This is a genomic window from Bacillus haimaensis (genome assembly GCF_048270625.1).
Taxonomy (GTDB): domain Bacteria; phylum Bacillota; class Bacilli; order Bacillales; family Bacillaceae_I; genus Sutcliffiella_A; species Sutcliffiella_A haimaensis.
In genome coordinates this window covers 2174640-2196080 of the sequence record NZ_CP158164.1, presented here as the reverse complement: position 1 = coordinate 2196080, position 21441 = coordinate 2174640, and the positions used below count along the sequence as shown (strand labels likewise).

The following is a 21441-nucleotide window of genomic DNA, read 5'->3' as shown; positions in this document are numbered from 1 at the left end:
TTACATAGAGGCACGAAATAGTTTCGAAGAAAAAACAAATTTCATTTAGTTAGAGAGTAGGGTAGTGTATGGTAACTGCGGAAAGGGAAAGAGAAGCGATCGGGTTGGCCCGAGAAAAAAAGACGAAGCGCCCATTTGTGCTGGCGGCAATCATGCTGGCCATGTTCATGGCAGCTGTGGAGGCTACAATCGTTTCTACAGCGATGCCGGCCATTGCAGCTGACTTAGGCGGTTTTTCATTGTATAGTTGGGTATTTTCATCCTATTTGCTGATGAATGCCGTTACGGTGTTGATCTACGGGAAGCTTTCAGATCTCTTTGGAAGAAAACCGATTTTGATTTTTGGAATTGTCGTATTTCTGATTGGCTCCATTCTATGCGGCATGGCAGGATCCATCGAAATGCTGATCTTGTTCCGATTTATCCAGGGGTTCGGGGCAGGTGCAGTCATGCCGATAGCCTCTACAATAGTAGGAGATATGTATACAAAAGAGGAACGGGCAAAGATACAGGGATACTTATCGAGTGTATGGGGTATTTCAGCCATTTTAGGACCGGCTATCGGGGGATTGTTGGTGCAATACGTAAGCTGGCGCTTTGTATTCTGGGTGAATGTACCTCTTGGAATCCTTGCAATCATTGGCCTTTTGCTCTACTTGCATGAAGGTATAGAGAAGAAAAAACATTCCATTGATTATGCAGGTGCAGGCCTACTTTTCGTTTCGGTTTCGAGTTTGATGTATGTCTTGGTGGAAGGGGGCGTTCGCTATGAATGGACTTCCGCACCCATCTTATTTTTAATCTCCATTTTTGTCATCACCTTTGTTCTTTTCATCATCCAAGAAAACCGTGCAGTCGATCCGATGATGCCGTTTGATATCTGGAAGGAACGTTCCATTTTAATTGCGAATTCTACATCCCTTACAACAGGGGTGATGCTGATTGGGATATCGAGTTTCCTGCCTGCATTTGTTCAAGGCGTCATGGAGAGGCCTCCCATCGTTGCGGGATTTACCTTGACGACAATGTCAATCGGCTGGCCGATCGCAGCGATGATTGCAGGGAGGGTACTCTTGAAAATCGGGTTTAGGACAACCTCGATCATTGGAGGAGTGGCCCTGATTCTAGGAAGCATCATTTTTATGACCCTAAGTCCGGACGATGGTCCATTATGGGCGGCATTCGGCTCCTTTATGATAGGGGTGGGAATGGGTTTTTCAACTACTTCCTTTATCGTATCTATCCAAAGCAATGTTCCGTGGCAGAAGCGTGGCGTTGCAACCGCTTCGAATATGTTTATGAGAACACTGGGGAGTACCATTGGAGCGGCTCTGCTCGGAGGGATTCTAAACTCCCGGATACAGGGACATTTGAAGGAGAACGGGATGAGCGGTGAGTTTTCTCTTGATTCCACTACGCTTTTATTAAATGAGGAGCAAAGAAATCAGCTGTCGGAATCGATGAGGACGCTCTTGCAGGATGGACTGACTTCGGCATTTCAGACTGTATATATAGTGGTAGCGGCGTTTGCAGTTATCAGTTTTCTGCTTATCCTTCTACTGCCTAAAAAAGAATAGAATAAAATGCCTCCGATGTCCGGAATGGACGTTCGGGAGCCATTTATTTCTGTAATATTAAAAGGTTGTTTTCGCATTTATTGTTGCTAGTTAGATAAAATGTACACATTAAATGTAACCCGTTGATTTCCGCTCCGGACACTTGCTTTCCGCGGGGACGGATGGGAGCCTCCTCGGCTTAGAAGTGCACCCCTTTTGTTGGACATACATCTAACAATAGGAGGTGTACTTCAGTTGAGTAAATTTACCCGAGAAGTAAAACATCAAGCCGTACAACGTTATATGAATAATTTAGTAAGTTATCGAGAGTTGGCTAAGGAGGTTGGAGTAGATCACTCCGTTCTCCGTTACTGGGTGATGTTGTTCAAACATCATGGTGACCAAGCATTCTCCTTTCCCTATACAAAATATTCTCCAGCCTTTAAACTGAGGGTAATTCAATTTATAAAGGAATCGAATTATTCCGTTCGAGAGGCATCGGCGATTTTCCATATCCCAGACCCTTGTATGGTTCGTAGGTGGAAAATTAAATGGGAGACATGTGGAGATGCCGCCTTTAATCCAAAAGAAAAGAGGCCATCTACTATGACTTCCAAAAACAATAAAACTAATGAAGAAAAAGCTACCAATCCATCTGTGGACGAGTTGAAAAAAGAATTAGAATACCTTCGTATGGAGAATGCGTATCTAAAAAAGCTGAGAGCCTTAGTTCAGGAAGAAAAGTCACCAAAGAAATCAAAGCGAAAGTAATATATGAACTAAGGCATGCATTTCCTGTTAATCAATTGGTGAAGGTAGCTAAGATGTCTAGAAGTACCTACTACTTCCTTGTTCAAACATGGGAACAAGCCGACCCTGATCGCAAGTGGAAAAGACGGATTCAATTCATTTACCGTAAACATAAAGGCCGTTTTGGATATCGTCGTATCACAGATGTTCTACAGGAAAAAGGCCACAAAATTAATAAAAAGAAAGTGTATCGTATTATGAGAGACCTAGGACTTCAATGCATCGTTCGGATAAAGAAGTATAAGTCCTATACAGGCGAAGTGGGAAAAGCTGCGCCAAATATCTTAAACCGCAATTTTAAGGCCGATAGACCGAATCAAAAATGGGTTACCGACGTCACAGAGTTTAAGTTGTTCGGGCAAAAATTATATCTTTCCCCAATACTGGACTTGTTTAACGGCGAAATTATTACGTATACACTTCAATCGAGACCGACGTTTGATCTAGTAGAAACGATGTTAACCCAAGGCTTAGAACGCATAAGTGAAGGTGATGATCTCTTACTTCATTCTGACCAGGGTTGGCATTACAGAATGCCTAAATACCAAAGGACTTTAAAGGAAAATAACATTACTCAGAGTATGTCTAGAAAAGGAAACTGTTATGACAACGCAGTAATGGAGAACTTCTTCGGAATCATGAAATCCGAATTATTGTACTTACAAGAATTTGATAGCATCGACCATTTTAAGGAGGAGCTCGAAGAGTACATCCATTACTACAACCACCTGAGAATTAAATCAAGATTAAAACGTAAAAGTCCAGTAGCTTATCGAGCTAGTTTTGAGCAAGCAGCTTAGAAAACAAGTGTCCAGTTTTAAGGGGTCAGTACACTTCGCCTGTGGGGTCTCCCATGCCCTCTTCTCTCCCGCAGGAGTCAAGTGTCCTCCGCTACAACCAACTCACGGGTTAAACATTATTTGCTATAAGAAAGATCCTTATAACAAAATAAATTCGCTGTTGAAATGAAAAATTGAGATAAAACGCAATTTTTGTACCTTTAGTAAGGCATTTTTCTATTATGAGTCGCCCCTGTTGGTTGGAGTGCAAGGCGTGAGACTCCTGCGGGAGCAGCGTGTCAAGGGAGACCCCGCAGGCGCAAAAGCGCCGAGGAGGCTCCCGAGGCCGCCCGCGGAAAGCGAGCGCCTGGAACGGAGACCAACAGGGTGTTTAATGTTGAAATCTTATCTTTAGCCCAGCCCTATTCTTAAAGCAACAATCTTTACGAAAAGAGCCTATTAAAAATAGATTTTTAAAAGTAGATATCCTATTAAGAATATAGAGAAAGCAGACAGGATATTTTTCCATGGAAATGTGGAAAGTTTAGGTGCGAGCCTGACAGCAGTTTGAGCCCCTATAAACGAGCCGATCCCAAGTAGAACTCCCACCCTCCAATCAAACAGTCCCATCGAAAAATAAACGATGAAAGAAATAAAGCAGCTGGAAAGCGTCTGAAGCCTGGCGAGACCTATGCTGGTGATAAAAGAGTAACCTGCGTTAAGAAACGAGTGCATAAGAAGTGTCGCCTGCCCTGGACCAAAGAGACCATCAAATGCCCCGATAAAAATATAGGTGGGAAAGAATAGCTTCGGGTCAGGCTGCTCCGAAGCCACTTTCGGTCTACGGGATTTCATCATATTTAGGATAGTTGCAAATATCAAAAGGACAAGTGCAATCTTTAACAGGATTCCCTCCGTTAGATAGGATGCAAGTAAAGCCCCCGATAATCCGCCCAATAGGGTGAAAGGAACGATCTTCAATCCTAATTTAAGGTTTACTTCCTTCCTCTTCCAAATGGTATAAAAGCTACCTGTAGAACTGAATGTGTTAGAAAACTTATTCGCCGCAATGGCAGCATGAATAGGTACTCCCAGTACAAGCATTGCAGGCAGGCTGATAAGTCCTCCCCCACCACCCAAAGTTCCGATAAAGGTGGCGATAAATCCGATAAAAATCAATAAGTAATAAGAAGTTTCCATAACCATCTCCGCCTTTTGGCAATATCTTTTCTATTACATTGTATGAATAATATAGTCATAATGAAATATCAAAAAAATTAAGATATACTATAAGAAAAACTTATATCGAGAGATCGAAGGTGGTTCTATGAATTCATCGGAATTTTACATACTATCCGTATTGGCTAAAGAAAAAAATATGAGAAAGGCTGCTGAGAGACTATTCGTTTCGCAGCCAGCTTTATCTCAGCGTCTTCAAAGCATTGAAAAGCAATGGAATACAAAAATCTTCATACGAACGCAAAAAGGGCTGCTGATCACGCCGGCAGGTGAAAAGATTGTGGAGTTTGCGGATGAGGTCCTCGCAAAGGATGCAAAGGTGAGGGAGGAAATCTCTTCTCTGGATAAGGAAGTCTATGGAACCTTAAAGATAGCAGTGGCCACAATTATTGGACAATATTGGCTTCCAAAAATATTGAAGAAATATATTCAAAAATATCCCAATGCCAGAGTGTCATTAGTCACAGGGTGGAGCAGTGATATTGTGAAAAGCCTTTATGAGGACGAGGTGCATATCGGAATAATAAGGGGAAATCCTGAATGGAAAGGGATCAAGCAGCATCTCTTGAGTGACGATCTGTACGTTGTCGATACAGAAATTGAAAGTCTGGAGGAGCTTCCGCATACAGAACGCCCTTTTATTCAATTCAAGAGCGATTCGACTTATTATCAGGAAATCCAGGTCTGGTGGCATAAACAGTTTCAGACCCCTCCGAAACGAACGATTGTTGTGGATCAGATTGAAACATGCAAGCAGATGGCATTAAATGGAATCGGGTATGCAATCCTTCCATCCGTTACGTTGCAGGAGACCTACGAACAGATCAATAAGATACCACTGGCCAGAAATGAGAATTCCACTTTGCACAGGGATACATGGCTGATTGGATATGAATCCTCCTTCAGGCTGAAGCAGGTGGAAGCTTTCCTGGAGGTGCTGGAAGAGGAGGTACATGGAAAAGATAATCAAAGCTTCATTTAGTTTTTAATGGATTCTTAAACTTAATAATAGTATGATATAGACTTGTAAAACAAAGACTTGAATTTTTAAGGTGGAACGATAAGGATGGAATGGAAAAACATTTTTCGAGGTATGATTATGGGAGTCAGTGATGTCGTCCCTGGCGTAAGCGGAGGAACAATTGCATTCATTTTAGGAATCTATGATCGATTGATAGATGCAATCAGCGGATTCTTCAGCAAGGATTGGCTGCACCATCTGCGCTTTCTGCTGCCATTAGTGTTAGGAGTTGGCACCTCCATATTATTGTTCAGCAAGGTGATTACTTATTTTATCGACAATTATTATCAGCCGACCCAGTTTTTATTTTTAGGCCTCATCATAGGAATTCTTCCCATGCTTGTCAAAGAATCCGATTTGAAAAAATCTTTTACTAAAAGGGACTACTTTGCTCTAGCCATTGCGTTTATTCTGGTTGCCTCCATGGCATTCTTAAAAGAGTCATCCATGGCACCTATTGAAACGCTGACGGTGACTTCAGCGATCGGTCTATTCTTTGCAGGATGGATTGCCAGCATGACGATGTTGTTGCCGGGAGTTAGCGGTTCTTTGATGCTTCTTATTATGGGCGTCTATTACACTGCCCTCAATGCATTGCATACAATGAACATACCGATCATCCTTACCCTTGTGGCAGGTGGAGGTGTAGGGTTCATCGTCAGTAGCAAAGTGATAAAATTCCTGATGAATGCTTATCCTAGACTGACTTTTGCTGTTATAATCGGCCTGGTATTGGGATCCACTATGGTGGTGTTTCCTGGAATATCATCAAGCGTATTTTTGAATGTAGCCAGTGTCATTACTTTTATAATGGGTATTATCATTGTTCAATTTATTGGGAAAATGAATAACAAAATGGTTCAAAAAGCAAACTGATTGGAACTTAACTGACAGAAAGCCTCCTTCTGAATGCTCTCTGTCAGTTTTTTTTGCATTAGAAATTTTTTCACTTGTCACTCTATTTTTTGTTTGATAGAGTAAAGGGATAAAGACAACACATGCTTTTAGGAGGAATACATAATGAAAATGATGGATGCAAATGAAATTATCTCTTTTATCCAAAATAGTACAAAATCAACACCTGTAAAGGTATATGTAAAAGGTGATTTGAAAGGTATCGATTTTGGACCTTCTTCCAAATCCTTTATAAATGGCAACAGTGGTGTCGTGTTCGGCGAGTGGGCGGAACTTGAAGCGGCATTGAAAGCAAACGAAGCAAAGATCGAAGACTATGTGGTGGAAAACGACCGCCGCAATTCCGCGATTCCACTACTTGACCTAAAAGGTATTAAAGCGCGTATCGAACCTGGAGCAATAATCCGTGACCAAGTGGAAATTGGAGACAATGCGGTCATTATGATGGGAGCTTCCATTAACATTGGAGCAGTTATCGGCGAAGGTACGATGATTGATATGAACGTTGTACTTGGTGGCCGTGCGACAGTAGGGAAGAACTGTCATATCGGTGCTGGAACAGTGCTTGCCGGTGTAATCGAGCCTCCATCCGCGAAGCCGGTTATCGTGGAAGATGATGTGGTAATCGGTGCCAATGCAGTGGTGCTTGAGGGTGTGACAGTTGGCAAAGGTGCTGTAGTTGCAGCAGGAGCTATTGTAATCGATGATGTAGCTCCGTACACAGTGGTTGCTGGAACACCTGCAAGAAAAATCAAGGATATCGATGAAAAGACCAAATCCAAAACAGAAATTAAACAAGAGCTTCGTCAGCTGTAAGCTCCAAATAATTTCCTGACAGGGAAGGCGTGGATGCAAACGATCTGCGCCTTCTTTTTCAAAATATAGGATCCATGTAATTTGCAACCTATGAGAAAGAGGCGAATAACGTGACAAATGCTTCAAATCCTTTTATCCAAATCCGCCGGGACCTTCATCAAATACCTGAAAAGGGATTCCAGGAAAAAAGAACCCAAGGCTATCTTCTTCAGTATCTAAAGGGTCTTCCTCAGGAAAACATGGAAATCAAGGTATGGGAAACCGGCATCTTTGTGCGAATCAAAGGAACAAATCCTTCCAAAACAATCGGATATCGAACCGATATAGACGGACTGCCGATAACAGAGGAAACGGATCTGCCATTCCACTCCGAGCATGAAGGGATGATGCATGCTTGCGGCCATGACTTTCATATGAGTATCGCACTTGGGGTGTTGACGCACTTTTCCCAGCACCCTTCTAGTGATCACTTGTTATTCATGTTCCAGCCAGCCGAAGAGGGACCTGGTGGAGCGCAACTGATGATTCAATCCGATATTTTTCACGAGTGGAAACCGGATATGATAGTTGCGCTTCATATTGCACCGGAGTATCCGGTAGGTACCATCGCAACGAAGCCTGGCCTTCTATTTGCCAATACATCCGAGCTGTTTATCGACTTGATAGGAAAGGGTGGTCATGCAGCCTATCCTCATCAAACAAACGATATGGTAGTGGCAGCTTGTTCACTGGTAACCCAACTGCAGACGATCATTTCCCGGAATGTAGATCCTTTGGATAGTGCAGTCATCACCATCGGAAAAATTACGGGGGGCACCGTTCAAAACATCATTGCAGAGCGTGCAAGACTTGAGGGGACAATCCGCACATTGTCGGTGGAAAGCATGACAAAGGTGAAAGAGCGAATCCATGCGCTTGTCCAGGGTGTGGAGATCGGGTACAGCTGTGAAACATCGATTGACTATGGATGTATGTATCACCAGGTGGATAATGATGCGGAGCTTACAGAAGAGTTCATGGCATTTGTCGAAAAGGAAACAAATGTCCGTGTAGTGGAATGCAGGCATGCAATGACGGGAGAGGATTACGGCTATATGATTCAGAACATACCTGGTTTTATGTTCTGGTTGGGAGTTGAATCTCCATACGGGCTGCATCATTCCAAATTAGATCCCAAGGAAGAAGCAATAGGCGTTGGTATCAGCATGCTCATTTCCTACCTCACTAAAAAAGGGAACGAATAAAGTTATAAGACCTCCTTCGAATAATTTTTATGGAAAAAGACAAATTAAGTAGGAGGAGGTGGACCAATTATGCCAAAAGTAGGTGTGGAGCAGTCTCTAACGGCTGTTCAAGAAGCGTTGCAGCAAAAAGGATATGACGTGGTTCAGCTAAACAATGAGGACGATGCAAAAGGCTGCGACTGCTGTGTCGTAACCGGAATCGACAATAATGTCATGGGAATGTCCAATGCTGTTACAGCAGGAAGCGTAATAGCTGCTCATGGACTTTCTGCAGATGAAGTATGCCAGCAGGTGGAAAGCCGCTTAAACCACTAGGAGGAGCCGTTTATCGGCTTCTTTTTTTGGGTTCGATATTAGGAGGTCCGTATAATCAATAAAAAAGAGGCGGGACGGTTGTCCCAACCTCATATTCCTTGCTATTCCGCTGTTTTCTCAACGTTCACCTGATGTGGGTAAGGTATATCGATGCCATTAGCATCAAGCGCCTCTTTAATACCCTTTCGCAATTTTCGTTCTACTGCCCACTGCATCATGTTTTCTGTCTTGGCGATAATGCGGATGACAACATCCGAATCGCCCAACCCTTGGACGCCAATTACATTAGGACCATCTTTTATTGCAGGATCCTCTGCTGCTATCGCATCACAGACCCCCTGGATCACCTCGATGGCGTGATCGATATTATCCTCATAAGAAATGCCTATATCGACAAGGGCACGCATGTTTCCGCGAGAGTGGTTTGTCAAACTGGATATTTCCCTATTCGGCAGATAGTGAAGTGACCCGTCAAAGTCGCGTATTTTTGTAGTTCTTAATCCGACCTCTTCGACAATTCCGGAAAATCCAGCAGTAGTGACATAATCATCTACATCCACTTGTTTTTCCAAAAGAAGAAAGAATCCTGTTACAACATCACTTACAATTCCCTGTGCACCAAAACCGATTGCCAATCCCACAATCCCAGCCCCTGCCAAGATTGCTGTTGTACGAACATCAAATACATTTTCAAGCACCATAATCACTAAGAAGAAGATCAAGGCATATGTAAAAATATTCGTTGTCAATTTCTCGAGCGTTTTCCCCCGTCCTGCTGATATTCCTTGTTTTTCGGTTGCCCGTTTGAATAACCGGGTAATTATTTTGGTTCCTATTGATTTGACGATGGCATATACGACAATAATGACAAGCAACTTAAGAAATATAATTCCAATCGCCGCCAAAATGGCGTAAAGATCCAAATCTGAAAAGTCAATAATCATCTTTCCCTTACTCCTCTCTAGTATTGATAGTACATCTATAGTTAGGCATTATATAGGATAGTCCCCATAAATCCAATCAATACGGCAAATAAAAAGTATATGCTAATTATTTCATTCCCATAAAAAAGAATGTTAAAATTGTTTTAGAAAATAATTCCCGTATTTATCTGAGAAAGTGTAATTCCATTGAAAGTAGGGAATACCAATTAAGGATAAAAGGAGGCACGTTCCTTTTAATGAATCCTATATTAAATTAATTATCATTTAACATTGACTAAAAATATTGTATGTTTTATAATGGGTACTGTTGATTATAAAAGTAATTGAGAATGTATAGGTTATATTCTCAATAAATACAACTTGGAGGGATTTTTAATGGCAGAACGCATGGTTGGCAAACAAGCTCCTCGTTTTGAGATGGACGCTGTAATGCCGAATAAAGAATTTGGTAAAGTAAGTTTGGAAGAGAACATGAAAAACGGAAAATGGACAGTTCTTTTCTTTTACCCAATGGATTTCACGTTCGTATGCCCAACTGAAATCACTGCAATGTCTGATCGCTACGATGAGTTCGAAGACTTAGATGCAGAGATCATTGGAGTATCCACTGATACAATCCACACTCACTTGGCTTGGATTAACACTGACCGCAAAAGCAACGGTCTTGGTGAGTTAGCATATCCTTTAGCTGCAGACACTAACCACGTAGTATCCCGTGAATACGGAGTGCTTATCGAAGACGAGGGTATCGCACTTCGCGGCCTATACATCATCAGCCCTGAAGGGGAATTGCAATATCAAACAGTATTCCACAACAACATTGGTCGTGACGTAGAAGAAACACTACGTGTACTTCAAGCATTACAAACTGGTGGTCTTTGCCCAGCTAACTGGAAGCCTGGACAAGCTACATTATAATTTCATTCATTGGAGAATAAGGTCTAACGAAATCGTTAGGCCTTTTCTTTCACTATATTAGTTTGTTCAAAAAGGAGGATAAATAGAGCAAAGAATTTCGAGGAAGCGAAGTCTCGAGCACCGCAGCGTATGATTTGTAATGTTGCGGAGCGGAGAGGCAAGCTGACGAAGAAATTCTATAGCTTTTTTACCGGACTTTTTGAACATCCTCTATATACATATTAATGGGAGGTCTATCAATAATGAAACTACGCTCACCAATGCCAGAGCTTTCTGGTGCAACGGAATGGTTAAATGGAGAAGTGACAAAAGCGGAACTGATCGGAGAAAAGCCGACATTGATTCACTTTTGGTCAATCAGCTGCCACCTATGCAAAGAAGCGATGCCGCAAGTGAATGAATTCCGCGATAATTATAAGGATAAATTGAATGTCATCGCTGTACACATGCCTCGCTCCGAGGACGATTTGAACATGGATGAGATCAAAAAAGTGGCAAGTGAGCATGATATCACGCAGCCGATATTTGTGGACAATAACCATAAGCTCACGGATGCTTTTGAAAATCAATATGTACCTGCATATTACGTATTTGATGCAGAAGGAAACCTTCGCCATTTCCAAGCAGGCGGAAGCGGAATGAAAATGCTAGAGAAACGTGTTAACCGTGTACTAGGGGAAAACGAAAAATAATCTTAAAGTGAAAAAGGGCAATAAGCCCTTTTTCTTTTTTTGGCTCTGCTAAAGACTATTGTTGATTTTTAAGAACCTAGCTGTTGATTGGAGCAATAGGCGAAGACTCCTGCGGGAAGCGGCGTATAGTGGAGACCCCACAGGCGAAGCCGAGGAGGCTCCACTAACGCCCCTTGGGTCGCTGCGCCTAGTGCGGAAATCAACAGCGGTATTTAATGGCGTCGTTTTATATGACAAGTCGCCAGAAAGCCATACCTATAATAATAATCCTTCTATCCTATTCTTATCATTCATCAACTTACATATATTCTAAAGTTATTCAATTTTTCTCCATCTAAAGATGTAGAAAACATCCGACTTCGTGTTGCTTACAAATTTGTTTGCCCCATATAAAATTAATAGTGTAAATTATTTTAATTTTTGTAAAAAACACTGGAAAAATATTTCGAAACTCGATATATTAGATACTATCTTATATTTTCCAGCATGAGTGAACAAAGGGAGGGAATACATGTGGAGACTTTTAAGAAATTAAAACAATTTTACTGGCCTTACCGTAAAAATTTCTATATTTCATTGATTTTTTTACTTTTGGTTACAGTTATTACTGTGATCTATCCAGTCATTTTGCAAGTGACCATAGATGAAGTAATGAAGAAACAGCAATTCCATTATGTACCGTATATTGCGCTTGGGTTTATTGGAATCATGGCGTTAAAAGGGTTGTTTACGTATTTTAACCAATACTTGGGAGATGTGTTCGGTATCCGTTCCGTTTACCGGTTGAGGAATGAACTTTACGAAAAACTGCAATTTTTACCTTTCCGTTATTATGACAATGCCAAAACCGGGGATTTGATGTCTAGGCTGACGGCTGATGTGGAAGGGTTCCGCTTCTTCCTATCCTACGGTTTTTCGGAATTGATCAGATTTGCTTTGCTTGTAACGATCAGTTTAAGTCTGATGTTTTATTATTCAGTGGCTCTGACTTTCGTTACCTTGTTGGCAATGCCATTCCTTGCATTTGTCACCTACCGTTTTGATAAAAGGGTTCACCCTGCATTTCGTGGAATAAGAAAATCTTTCGGAAAACTGAACACGAATGTACAGGAGAATATCAGTGGAATCAATACGGTAAAATCTTTATCACGTGAAGGCTACCAAATCGATAAATTCAATAATTCCAATGTCGATTACAAGGATAAATTTATTTCTACAGCCAATGTTTGGGCAAAGTACTTCCCACTTATGGAGTTTATCGGGAATGCCTGTGTGGTCGGACTGCTTGGCTTTGGAGGTTATTTGGTTATAGATGGCCAATTATCGGAAGGTGCTCTTGTGGCATTCTTCAGCTTGGTTTGGTACATTGTTTGGCCGATTGCCAATCTTGGGTTTGTCATCAATCAATTTTCACAGGCAAAGGCTTCCGGGGAACGTCTATTGGAGATACTCGAAGCAGAAGAGGACATTCATGATATCCCTGGTGCAAAAGACGTACCAAACCTAAATGGCCATGTAACATTTGAGAATGTGACATTCAGCTATCCGAATGAAGAGAAAGCAGCTCTTCAAAATGTGTCATTTGATGCACCACCTGGTAAACAGATTGGTTTGATTGGGGCAACAGGTTCAGGGAAAACAAGTATCACCCAGTTGATTACACGATTCTATGAGCCGGAAGAAGGCCGTATTTTAATTGATGGAAAAGAAGTAAACAACTACACACTCCATTCACTTAGAAATCAGATAGGATTTGTCCTGCAGGAATCGTTCCTGTTCTCCTCTTCCATCAAATCAAACATAGCCTATGGCAGACCGAATGCATCGATGGACGAAATTGTTCGTGCTGCAAAGATGGCACAAGCGCATGAATTTATCATGGAACTGCCTAATGGATACGATACTATGCTTGGGGAACGGGGAATGGGTCTTTCTGGAGGACAGAAGCAGCGTATTGCAATCGCCCGTGCATTGATTCTCGATCCGACAATCCTTGTCCTCGACGATGCTACAAGCGCAGTGGATATGCAGACGGAATTCAATATCCAGAAAGAACTGAAAGAGGCTCTTGCTGGCAGAACCACCTTTATCATCGCTCACCGCATTTCATCATTGAAGCACGCTGACGAAATACTTGTGTTAGATGAAGGTAAAGTGGTGGAAAGAGGTACACACGAAGAACTAATTCAGATGAATGGACCGTACCGTCGGATTTACGATATTCAATATAAGGACCAAAAAACGGTTTTGCAAGCACAGACAAATTGAAGGCAGGTGAAAAAGAGTGCGAAAGAAACAAAAAATAGAAATGAACGATAACGTAAAAAAGAGATTCTACTATTCTACCGATAATGCCATTGAAAAACCCTTTAACTGGCAGCAGATGTGGCGTCTATTTTCTTACATGAAGCCTTACTCAAAGAACCTGCTCCCGCTTGCCATCATCACAATGCTGATTGCAACTGGAGTCAGACTTGCCATACCGATCATCATCGGAAAATACATGTTTGACTTTGCCATCGGGGAGAGGGATATGGATCTGTTGGTGAACCTTGCCATTCTGATCACAGGTCTATATGTCGTCTCTTATGTGGCAAATGCACTGCGTATCAGATGGATGAATATGCTGGGTCAGAATGTCATTTATGATTTGCGGAAACATTTGTTTACCCATGTTCAGGGATTGTCCCACCGATTTTTCGATCAGCGTTCTGCAGGGTCGATACTTGTCCGTATTATGAATGATATCAACTCCCTGCAGGAATTGTTTACAAACGGAGTCATCAATCTTTTAATGGACTTTATACTTTTAATAGGGATTGTCGTCATTCTGTTTGCGCTTAGTCCGGAGCTTGCTACAGCGATCCTGATCATATTGCCGCTCATGTTCTTCATTTCTACAAGTCTTAGAAGAAAGATCAGAAGAGCCTGGCAGGATGTACGTATTAAGCAGGCGATGTTGAATTCCCATCTAAATGAAAGCATCCAAGGGGTTCGTGTCACGCAATCCTTTACCCAGGAATGGGAAAACATCGCATTCTTCGATCGTATCAATACCGAAAACTTCGAATCTTGGAGAAATGCCACCCAACAGAATGCGATTTTCCGGCCTTTTGTTGAGATGACCAATGCGGTCGGAACAGCCATTTTAATTTGGTTTGGCGCATATCTCATTCAATCAAGCCTGCAAGGTGGAACAAGTACACTGACTATTGGTGTTTTCATTTCCTTCGCTTTCTATCTGGGCATGTTCTGGGAGCCGATTTCCCGATTAGGGCAGCTTTATAATATGCTCCTCGTCGGTATGGCTTCATCGGAACGTATATTTGAATTCCTTGATGAAAAGCCGATTGTCGATGAAAAGGATAATGCAGTCAGACTGGAAGAAATTCGTGGGGAAATTGAATTCAAAGATGTGGAATTCTCCTACGACAGTAAGCGCACAGCATTAAACCGCATCTCCTTGAAGATGGAAGCAGGTCAGACTGTTGCTTTGGTTGGCCATACCGGTTCAGGGAAGACGACCATTGCCAATTTAATTTCCCGCTTTTATGATGCAACCGGTGGAGTGGTCAAGATTGACGGCAACAACATTCGTGATATTTCCTTGCAGAGCTTACGATCTCAAATCAGTGTTGTTCTTCAAGATACCTTTATTTTCTCTGGAACTATCAATGACAATATCCGTTTCGGACGTCCTACAGCGACAGATGAAGAAGTGAAGGCAGCTGCAGAAGCTGTTGGTGCCAACACATTCATCGAGCGTTTGAAGAATGGCTATGAAACGGAAGTGGAAGAGAGAGGTAACGTTCTATCCGTTGGGGAGAGGCAGCTGATTTCGTTTGCCCGTGCTTTGCTGGCAGATCCAAGTATCATCATTCTGGATGAAGCTACTGCCAGCATTGATACGGAAACAGAGGTTCAAATCCAGCTTGCGTTGAAAAAACTGCTAAAAGGAAGAACGGCTATCATTATCGCCCATCGATTATCTACAATCAGGGAAGCGGATAATATTTTCGTCCTTGACCATGGAAACATCATGGAGCAGGGGAACCATGATAGGTTAATGGAGCATAAAGGGATATACTATCATTTGGTTAAAGCCCAATTCACGATGCAGGATGCAGGGTAATAGACATTTATTCATAAGTAGGGCACCGGTGCAATCAGCCGGTGCCTTAGCTTGTATCTAGTATAATATGTGGGAATTGAGAGGATGAACCTGATGAAGGAGATAGTGATCGGCATATTTGCTTCCATGTTTTTTGCAGTAACCTTTATTTTAAATAGGTCCATGGAGCTTTCAGGTGGGAGCTGGTTGTGGAGCTCCTCTTTGCGTTTCTACTTTATGGTCCCATTTCTGCTTCTTATTGTCTTTATGCGTCGCAATCTAAAAGAGGTCCTCGTAGAAATGGCAAAATACCCGCTTGCATGGTTCTGCTGGAGTGTGGTGGGTTTTGTATTGTTTTATGGACCGATAACGTTCGCAGCGGCTTTTGGCCCTGGCTGGCTTGTTGCAGGAACGTGGCAGCTTACAATAATTGCAGGTATTCTCCTTGGACCTTTATTTTATTATACTCGGGAATCAGATGCAGGAATCATTACTGTTAGACAGAAAATACCCTATAAGGCCCTCGGGATATCGATGGTCATCTTTATTGGTGTTGTGTTGATCCAATGGGAAAAAGCGCAAAGCATCTCACTATCAGCTTTCATGTACGGGGTGGTACCAGTAGTCATAGCTGCATTCGCCTATCCCCTTGGCAATCGGAAAATGATGGAGCTTTGTGGTGGTCGTTTGGATACCTTTCAGCGTATATTCGGAATGACCATAGCAACGCTACCAGTTTGGCTCATTGTCTCCGTCGTAGGCATTGTAAAGGTAGGTCTTCCATCAACAGGCCAAGTTCTGCAAACCTTTATTGTAGCAGTCTGTTCAGGTATTATCGCTACCACATTATTCTTCTTCGCAACAGACCGGGTGAGGGATAATCATGGGAAGCTTGCCTCAGTTGAAGCAACCCAATCGACACAAGTCATTTTCGTACTTATAGGAGAGGTGGTACTGTTATCCAGTCCGCTGCCAAGTAAACTTGCAACAGTAGGGCTGGTCATCATAATTGTGGGGATGATTCTTTACAGTACATTATCGAAAAAACTTTAAGAAAGGAGGAAACATTGGTGACATTCTATATTCGAAAGATGAATAGGGTTGATGCCGAAGATATATTGTTATGGCGCTATGAGGCACCATACGATTTTTATAATATGGAAAATAGTGAAGAGGCATTATCGGAACTGCTGGACGGAAGTTATGATGCTGTATATTCAGGGGATGATCGTCTGTTTGGCTACTACTGTAAGGGCAATTCTGCCCAGGTTCCGGCAGGACATGCGAAGGGGGCTTATTTGGATGCCTGCCTGGATGTCGGCCTAGGCATGAAGCCATATCTGACTGGATCAGGCAAGGGAAGCTCTTTCTTCTCATTTATACTGGATTCCTTGGCTGAGGAAAAAGAAGGGGAAGCGGCGTTCAGGCTTACTGTAGCGACATTTAACAAAAGGGCTATGGCATTATACTCAAAATTTGGATTCGAGGAGGAAATCAGCTTTGAACAAAATGGGGTTGAGTTTGTTACAATGGTAAAACCTCCTTTATGAAAGCAAGGAGGTTTTTAAGTTAGAGGCTTCATTTCTGCTGCTTCGAAATGGTACCATCAATGTGCTGTTTCGACTGCTTCACTAAATGAATCTTGTATTCATACCGTCACTGCCTCGGTTTTTGTTCCATTACGGTACGAATCCTGTGCTTTCATACCACCACTACCTTGTTTTCCGCTCCATCACGGTATGAATCCAGTGCTTTCATGCCGCCACTACCTTGTTTTTCACTCCATCACGGTATGAATCCAGTGCTTTCATACCGCCACTACCTTGTTTTCCGCTCCATCACGGTACGAATCCTGTGCTTTCATACCGCCACTGGCTCGTTTTTCCACTCACGGTACGAATCCTGTGCTTTCATACCGCCACTACCTCGTTTTTCACTCCATCACGGTACGAATCCAGAGCTTTCATACCGCCACTACCTCATTTTCCGCTCCATCACGGTACGAATCCAGAGCTTTCATACCGCCACTACCTCGTTTTCCACTCCATCACGGTACAACATACTATGACGCGAACTACCTTATGTGAAAGCATTAAGTCGGAAAAATTTAATGGAGAGTGACCTTGTCAGCAATGATTTCTAAAAATTATGGTACAATATAAGTAATTGAAAACGTTGTTATTGGGGGAATATCCGTTGAAGAGAAAAGAGTTTGCTGTTATCGGCCTTGGCCGGTTCGGAGGAAGCATGGTAAAGGCATTGAGTGAAGAGGGAGTAGAGGTCCTTGCCATCGACATGGACGAAGATAAAGTAAATGAATACGCTAACATAGCCTCACATGCTGTTGTAGGTGATACAACAGATGAAGCGGTATTGAAGAGCATAGGCATCCGAAATTTTGATCATGTCATCGTTGCAATCGGTGATAACATCCAGGCGAGTATCTTGACCACACTTATCTTGAAGGAACTAGGGGTTAAGCATATTACAGTCAAAGCCACCAATGACTATCATGAAAAAGTGCTTAGCCGAATTGGAGCCGATCAAGTGGTACATCCGGAACGGGATATGGGTAGAAGAATAGCGCATAACATTGTATCAAATAATGTTCTTGATTATTTGGAGCTTTCGGATGAGCACAGTATCGTGGAGATTGTCGCCAGTAGAAGATTGGGTGGATACACGTTGATTGACCTTGATATCCGAGCAAAATATGGGATAAATATTGTCGCAATCAAAAGGGGAAAAAATATCATCGTTTCACCCCAGGCTAACGAGGGGATCAAACAGGGCGATATACTGATTGTGATCGGTGCAGACAAGGATATTGATAGATTTGAAAAGAATTTGGTTGAGGAATAAGCAATGAACCTTAGTGGGATATCTGATATCCCACTTTTTTTGTAACTTTTTCCAGGTTGATTCGTATTTAAAATAGAGCAGCAAGAATCTTCGGCATAAATCGGATGTGGAATCATATATAACCTATAACTGGGACAGGGGAGTGATTAGGTTGGGAATCATCATGTATTTGGTGTTATCGCTTTATGCCATTGGGATAGGTGCAATTGGATTGGGAATGTTCTACTTCTTTACGCAACGTGATAATAAGGTTGCATTAAGATCTGTTTTAGTAGGGATCATTCTGATTATCATTGGGTTTGTGGTGAATGAGAACCGTCCGGTGGTGGAGGGGGAGGCAACTATTACAGTGGAATCTGTCAGCTTGAATGAATCAACGGATCAATATTATTGTGATGTCGTGGACGAAGAGTCGGGTATCAACTATAGGTTCGTAGGGGCTGATAGTGGGGAAGCTACTTCATATTGTGAAAAGTTTGAAGTGGGATCGGAATACAAAATAGATTATATGTATGAAGAGGAACAGTATTACTTCAAAGACCATACTAATGTTCAATAAAAAGCCACGTGCGATAAATTGCACGTGGCTTTCTTATCAAACCTCCATAATGATCGGTAAAATCATTGGACGGCGTTTCGTTTTTTCATAAAGGAAAGGAGCTAGTGTATCTGTGATTTCATTTTTAATCTCAGACCATTGAGTTGTACGACGCTCCATCGTTTTGGACAGGTGCTTTGTGATCAAGGACTGTGCATCATTAATCAGGTCACCGGATTCTCTCATGTAAACAAATCCACGTGAGATGATATCCGGACCAGATGCAATCTTGAAGTCCTTCATATTGATGCTTACGACTACCACAACAAGTCCTTCTTCAGAAAGGATGCGACGGTCGCGCAATACGATGTTACCGATGTCTCCGATTCCGTTTCCATCAATGTACACATTTCCTGAAGGGATCTTACCTGCTACTGATGCTTCTGTTTCGGACAGTGCCAATACTTCACCATTATCCATGATAAAGCAGTTCTCTTCTGCAACTCCGCAATCGATGGCAAGCTGTTTATGAGTGATCTGCATACGGTACTCACCATGGATCGGCATGAAATACTTAGGCTTGATTAAACGAAGCATAAGCTTTTGTTCCTGCTGACCACCATGACCGGAAGTGTGGATATCACTTAATGAACCGTGAATGACATCTGCACCGGCACGGAATAGCATATTGATTGTGCGGTTTACACTCAACGTATTACCCGGGATAGGGGAAGATGAGAATACAACCGTATCACCAGGGATGATTTGAATTTGACGGTGTGTACCGTTTGCGATTCTTGAAAGTGCAGCCATCGGTTCTCCTTGGCTTCCTGTACATAGGATCGTTACTTTGTTTGCTGGCATACGGTTAATTTGATGCGTATCAATAAACGTGTCCTTTGGAGCGCGGATATATCCGAGATCCTGCCCGATATTGATTGCCGCTTCCATACTGCGTCCAAATACAGCAACTTTTCTTCCATGAGCAACAGCAGCTTCGACCACTTGCTGCAAACGGTGAATGTTAGAAGCGAATGTTGCAAAAATGACACGTCCATCCACTTTACGGAAGATATCCTGGATGCTTTCCCCAACACGGCGTTCTGACATCGTGAAATCAGGAATCTCACTGTTTGTACTATCGGAAAGTAGGCAAAGAACGCCCTCTTTTCCGATTTCCGCCATTTTCGTCAAGTTAGCCGGTTCACCCACAGGAGTGAAGTCGAACTTGAAATCTCCTGTATGCACGATATTTCCTTGAGGTGTTTTAACAACAACCCCGTATGAATCAGGAATACTATGAGTGGTACGGAAGAAAGTAACAGATGTTTTACGGAATTTGATAATATCATCTTCCTGGATTTCAATTAGCTTGGCTTTACGTAATAAGCCGTGCTCTTCAAGTTTGTTTTTAATCAATCCGAGAGCAAGCTTCCCTCCATAAACTGGTACATCAATTTCGCGAAGAAGGTAAGGAATACCTCCGATGTGATCTTCATGTCCATGAGTGACGAATAAGCCTTTGATTTTTTCTTGGTTTTTAACTAGGTATGTGTAGTCAGGAATAACATAGTCGATTCCTAAAAGTTCGTCTTCAGGAAATTTGATTCCAGCGTCGATCAGAATAATTTCATCTTGGAATTGGACTGCATAGGTGTTTTTCCCGATCTCACCTAGTCCCCCTAAAGCGAAAACCGCTGCTTGATTATTTTTTACAAATTTCATTTTCTATCATATCTCCAATACTTTAAAGTTTTCAGCTTGTTTTTCATACTCATAAAAAGCTCCATCCACTGCCTGAATGAACTCGATATTGTATGGTTTGTCCTTTAATTTTCTGCGCACCTCAAAAACAGCAGAAGCTTCTACAAATAATGATTCGGTATTCTCTCTTACCGGTGCTTCTGCAATGTTCTCCTGGTAATACACTTTAAATATCATTCTAATCTCTCCTTAAAAAATTTCTCCTCCAAACTTTGTCTATCGCTGAGAAGTCAGCAGATGATGAAAGGGGAAGGTATATCTATAGTTATTTTATGTTTGGCTGCATAAGCTGAAGTGTCCGACGACTCTCCGTTTTGTGCGATTCATCTATGCATACGCAACCTTACAAAAAGACAACGCGCTAATTATCAATGCTTCTTTCATTTTAAACATAGCCGTACTTTGGCATGAAAGCCATTAATATCCTATATTATATACGAAATAATAGGAAATTTCATGTTTTTCATGTAAGAGTTTACTTTCTATTTTCTCCAAATGGCAAAAAAATTAAAAGTCCGAGTCTGATATGTATAAAAAAAGACCATGATTACATGGCTGGCAGCACTGTACTTAATCCTATTATAGTGAGAGGAACTGGTCTTGTAAAATTTATTCTCGCTACATATATGTAAGAGCCCTTCAAAAATGAAGGACTCATTGATCAAAACTTCTTAAGCTATCGTTTTTCTTTTTAGGAAGTTGTTCATTCGTCGCAGTATTTTTTTTCGAAGCCTTCTAAGCATTTGCGCCTCACTCCTTGTTATCAAGGTTTGTCTGTTTGTAGTAGTGTTAGTATGCTCAAACAGGACAATTAGTTATTAGGAAAAAAAGTATTTTATTTTATCCAAGGAATGGCCAATAACAGTCAGAGGCATATGGGCTCTTTAATAAATTAAAGACGTACTGTCTTTAGCCTA

The 21441-nt window shown here is 41.9% G+C and carries 19 protein-coding genes; 15 read left to right on the top strand and 4 right to left on the bottom strand.

Annotation, left to right across the window (positions count from 1 at the left end; genetic code table 11):
- The first annotated feature begins 68 nt into the window (after nt 1-68).
- A complete protein-coding gene (locus tag ABN702_RS11150) occupies nt 69-1577 on the top strand; it encodes an MDR family MFS transporter (protein WP_417900710.1) in 1509 nt (502 codons plus the stop codon).
- A gap of 234 nt (nt 1578-1811) precedes the next feature.
- Nucleotides 1812-3166, top strand: a protein-coding gene (locus ABN702_RS11145; RefSeq protein ID WP_417899332.1) for an IS3 family transposase whose coding sequence is annotated in 2 segments (ribosomal slippage) — nt 1812-2280 and nt 2280-3166 — 1356 coding nt in all. Because the reading frame shifts where the segments join, the coding sequence is not laid out codon by codon here.
- 438 nt (nt 3167-3604) lie between these two features.
- Here ABN702_RS11145 and ABN702_RS11140 read toward each other — a convergent pair.
- Nucleotides 3605-4345: a sulfite exporter TauE/SafE family protein gene (locus ABN702_RS11140; RefSeq protein WP_417900709.1), complete on the bottom strand. Its 741-nt coding sequence runs from the start codon at nt 4343-4345 to the stop codon at nt 3605-3607.
- Between the two features lie 127 nt (nt 4346-4472).
- On the opposite strand from ABN702_RS11140, the gene ABN702_RS11135 reads away from it, so the two are divergent.
- The 5 genes from ABN702_RS11135 to ABN702_RS11115 all read left to right on the top strand — a co-directional run bounded on the left by ABN702_RS11135 (nt 4473) and on the right by ABN702_RS11115 (nt 8695).
- The gene (locus ABN702_RS11135) at nt 4473-5366 is read left to right on the top strand and encodes a LysR family transcriptional regulator (protein WP_417900708.1); all 894 of its coding nucleotides are present in this window, start codon (nt 4473-4475) and stop codon (nt 5364-5366) included.
- A gap of 84 nt (nt 5367-5450) precedes the next feature.
- Nucleotides 5451-6281, top strand: coding sequence for a DUF368 domain-containing protein (locus ABN702_RS11130; protein ID WP_417900707.1), 831 nt, complete (start codon nt 5451-5453; stop codon nt 6279-6281).
- A 144-nt stretch (nt 6282-6425) separates the two neighbouring features.
- Nucleotides 6426-7136: a 2,3,4,5-tetrahydropyridine-2,6-dicarboxylate N-acetyltransferase gene (gene dapD / locus ABN702_RS11125; RefSeq protein ID WP_417900706.1), complete on the top strand. Its 711-nt coding sequence runs from the start codon at nt 6426-6428 to the stop codon at nt 7134-7136.
- A 110-nt stretch (nt 7137-7246) separates the two neighbouring features.
- The gene (locus ABN702_RS11120; RefSeq protein ID WP_417900705.1) at nt 7247-8380 is read left to right on the top strand and encodes an N-acetyldiaminopimelate deacetylase; all 1134 of its coding nucleotides are present in this window, start codon (nt 7247-7249) and stop codon (nt 8378-8380) included.
- Between the two features lie 69 nt (nt 8381-8449).
- Entirely contained in the window at nt 8450-8695 is a 246-nt protein-coding gene (locus tag ABN702_RS11115; protein WP_204418565.1) for a YkuS family protein, read from the top strand.
- A 101-nt stretch (nt 8696-8796) separates the two neighbouring features.
- Here ABN702_RS11115 and ABN702_RS11110 read toward each other — a convergent pair whose 3' ends face one another.
- Nucleotides 8797-9639, bottom strand: coding sequence for a mechanosensitive ion channel family protein (locus ABN702_RS11110; protein ID WP_417900704.1), 843 nt, complete (start codon nt 9637-9639; stop codon nt 8797-8799).
- 375 nt (nt 9640-10014) lie between these two features.
- Between ABN702_RS11110 and ABN702_RS11105 the strand changes: the two genes are divergently transcribed.
- From ABN702_RS11105 to ABN702_RS11070, 8 genes are all read left to right on the top strand, one after another.
- Nucleotides 10015-10557: a peroxiredoxin gene (locus ABN702_RS11105; protein ID WP_417900703.1), complete on the top strand. Its 543-nt coding sequence runs from the start codon at nt 10015-10017 to the stop codon at nt 10555-10557.
- A 242-nt stretch (nt 10558-10799) separates the two neighbouring features.
- Nucleotides 10800-11249 (top strand): TlpA family protein disulfide reductase, encoded by a 450-nt coding sequence (locus tag ABN702_RS11100; RefSeq protein WP_417900702.1) that lies wholly within the window; start codon nt 10800-10802, stop codon nt 11247-11249.
- Between the two features lie 513 nt (nt 11250-11762).
- On the top strand, nt 11763-13517 hold the full coding sequence (locus ABN702_RS11095; protein ID WP_417900701.1) for an ABC transporter ATP-binding protein: 1755 nt from the start codon (nt 11763-11765) through the stop codon (nt 13515-13517).
- Nucleotides 13518-13557: 40 nt separating this feature from the next.
- Nucleotides 13558-15381, top strand: coding sequence for an ABC transporter ATP-binding protein (locus tag ABN702_RS11090; protein ID WP_417900881.1), 1824 nt, complete (start codon nt 13558-13560; stop codon nt 15379-15381).
- A 93-nt stretch (nt 15382-15474) separates the two neighbouring features.
- The gene (locus tag ABN702_RS11085; RefSeq protein WP_417900700.1) at nt 15475-16413 is read left to right on the top strand and encodes a multidrug resistance efflux transporter family protein; all 939 of its coding nucleotides are present in this window, start codon (nt 15475-15477) and stop codon (nt 16411-16413) included.
- A 17-nt stretch (nt 16414-16430) separates the two neighbouring features.
- Nucleotides 16431-16910, top strand: coding sequence for a GNAT family N-acetyltransferase (locus ABN702_RS11080; RefSeq protein WP_417900699.1), 480 nt, complete (start codon nt 16431-16433; stop codon nt 16908-16910).
- Nucleotides 16911-17556: 646 nt separating this feature from the next.
- On the top strand, nt 17557-18222 hold the full coding sequence (locus ABN702_RS11075) for a potassium channel family protein (RefSeq protein ID WP_386644341.1): 666 nt from the start codon (nt 17557-17559) through the stop codon (nt 18220-18222).
- Nucleotides 18223-18373: 151 nt separating this feature from the next.
- Nucleotides 18374-18781, top strand: a complete 408-nt coding sequence (locus tag ABN702_RS11070; protein ID WP_417900698.1) for a hypothetical protein — start codon at nt 18374-18376, stop codon at nt 18779-18781.
- Nucleotides 18782-18817: 36 nt separating this feature from the next.
- On the opposite strand, the gene rnjA is transcribed toward ABN702_RS11070, so the two are convergent.
- Both rnjA and ABN702_RS11060 read right to left on the bottom strand, forming a co-directional pair.
- Nucleotides 18818-20485 carry a ribonuclease J1 gene (rnjA, locus tag ABN702_RS11065; protein ID WP_417900697.1) on the bottom strand — a complete coding sequence of 556 codons (1668 nt, stop codon included), beginning with the start codon at nt 20483-20485 and terminating at the stop codon, nt 18818-18820.
- A 6-nt stretch (nt 20486-20491) separates the two neighbouring features.
- Nucleotides 20492-20701 carry a DNA-dependent RNA polymerase subunit epsilon gene (locus ABN702_RS11060; protein WP_417900696.1) on the bottom strand — a complete coding sequence of 70 codons (210 nt, stop codon included), beginning with the start codon at nt 20699-20701 and terminating at the stop codon, nt 20492-20494.
- Between the last annotated feature and the right edge of the window lie 740 nt (nt 20702-21441).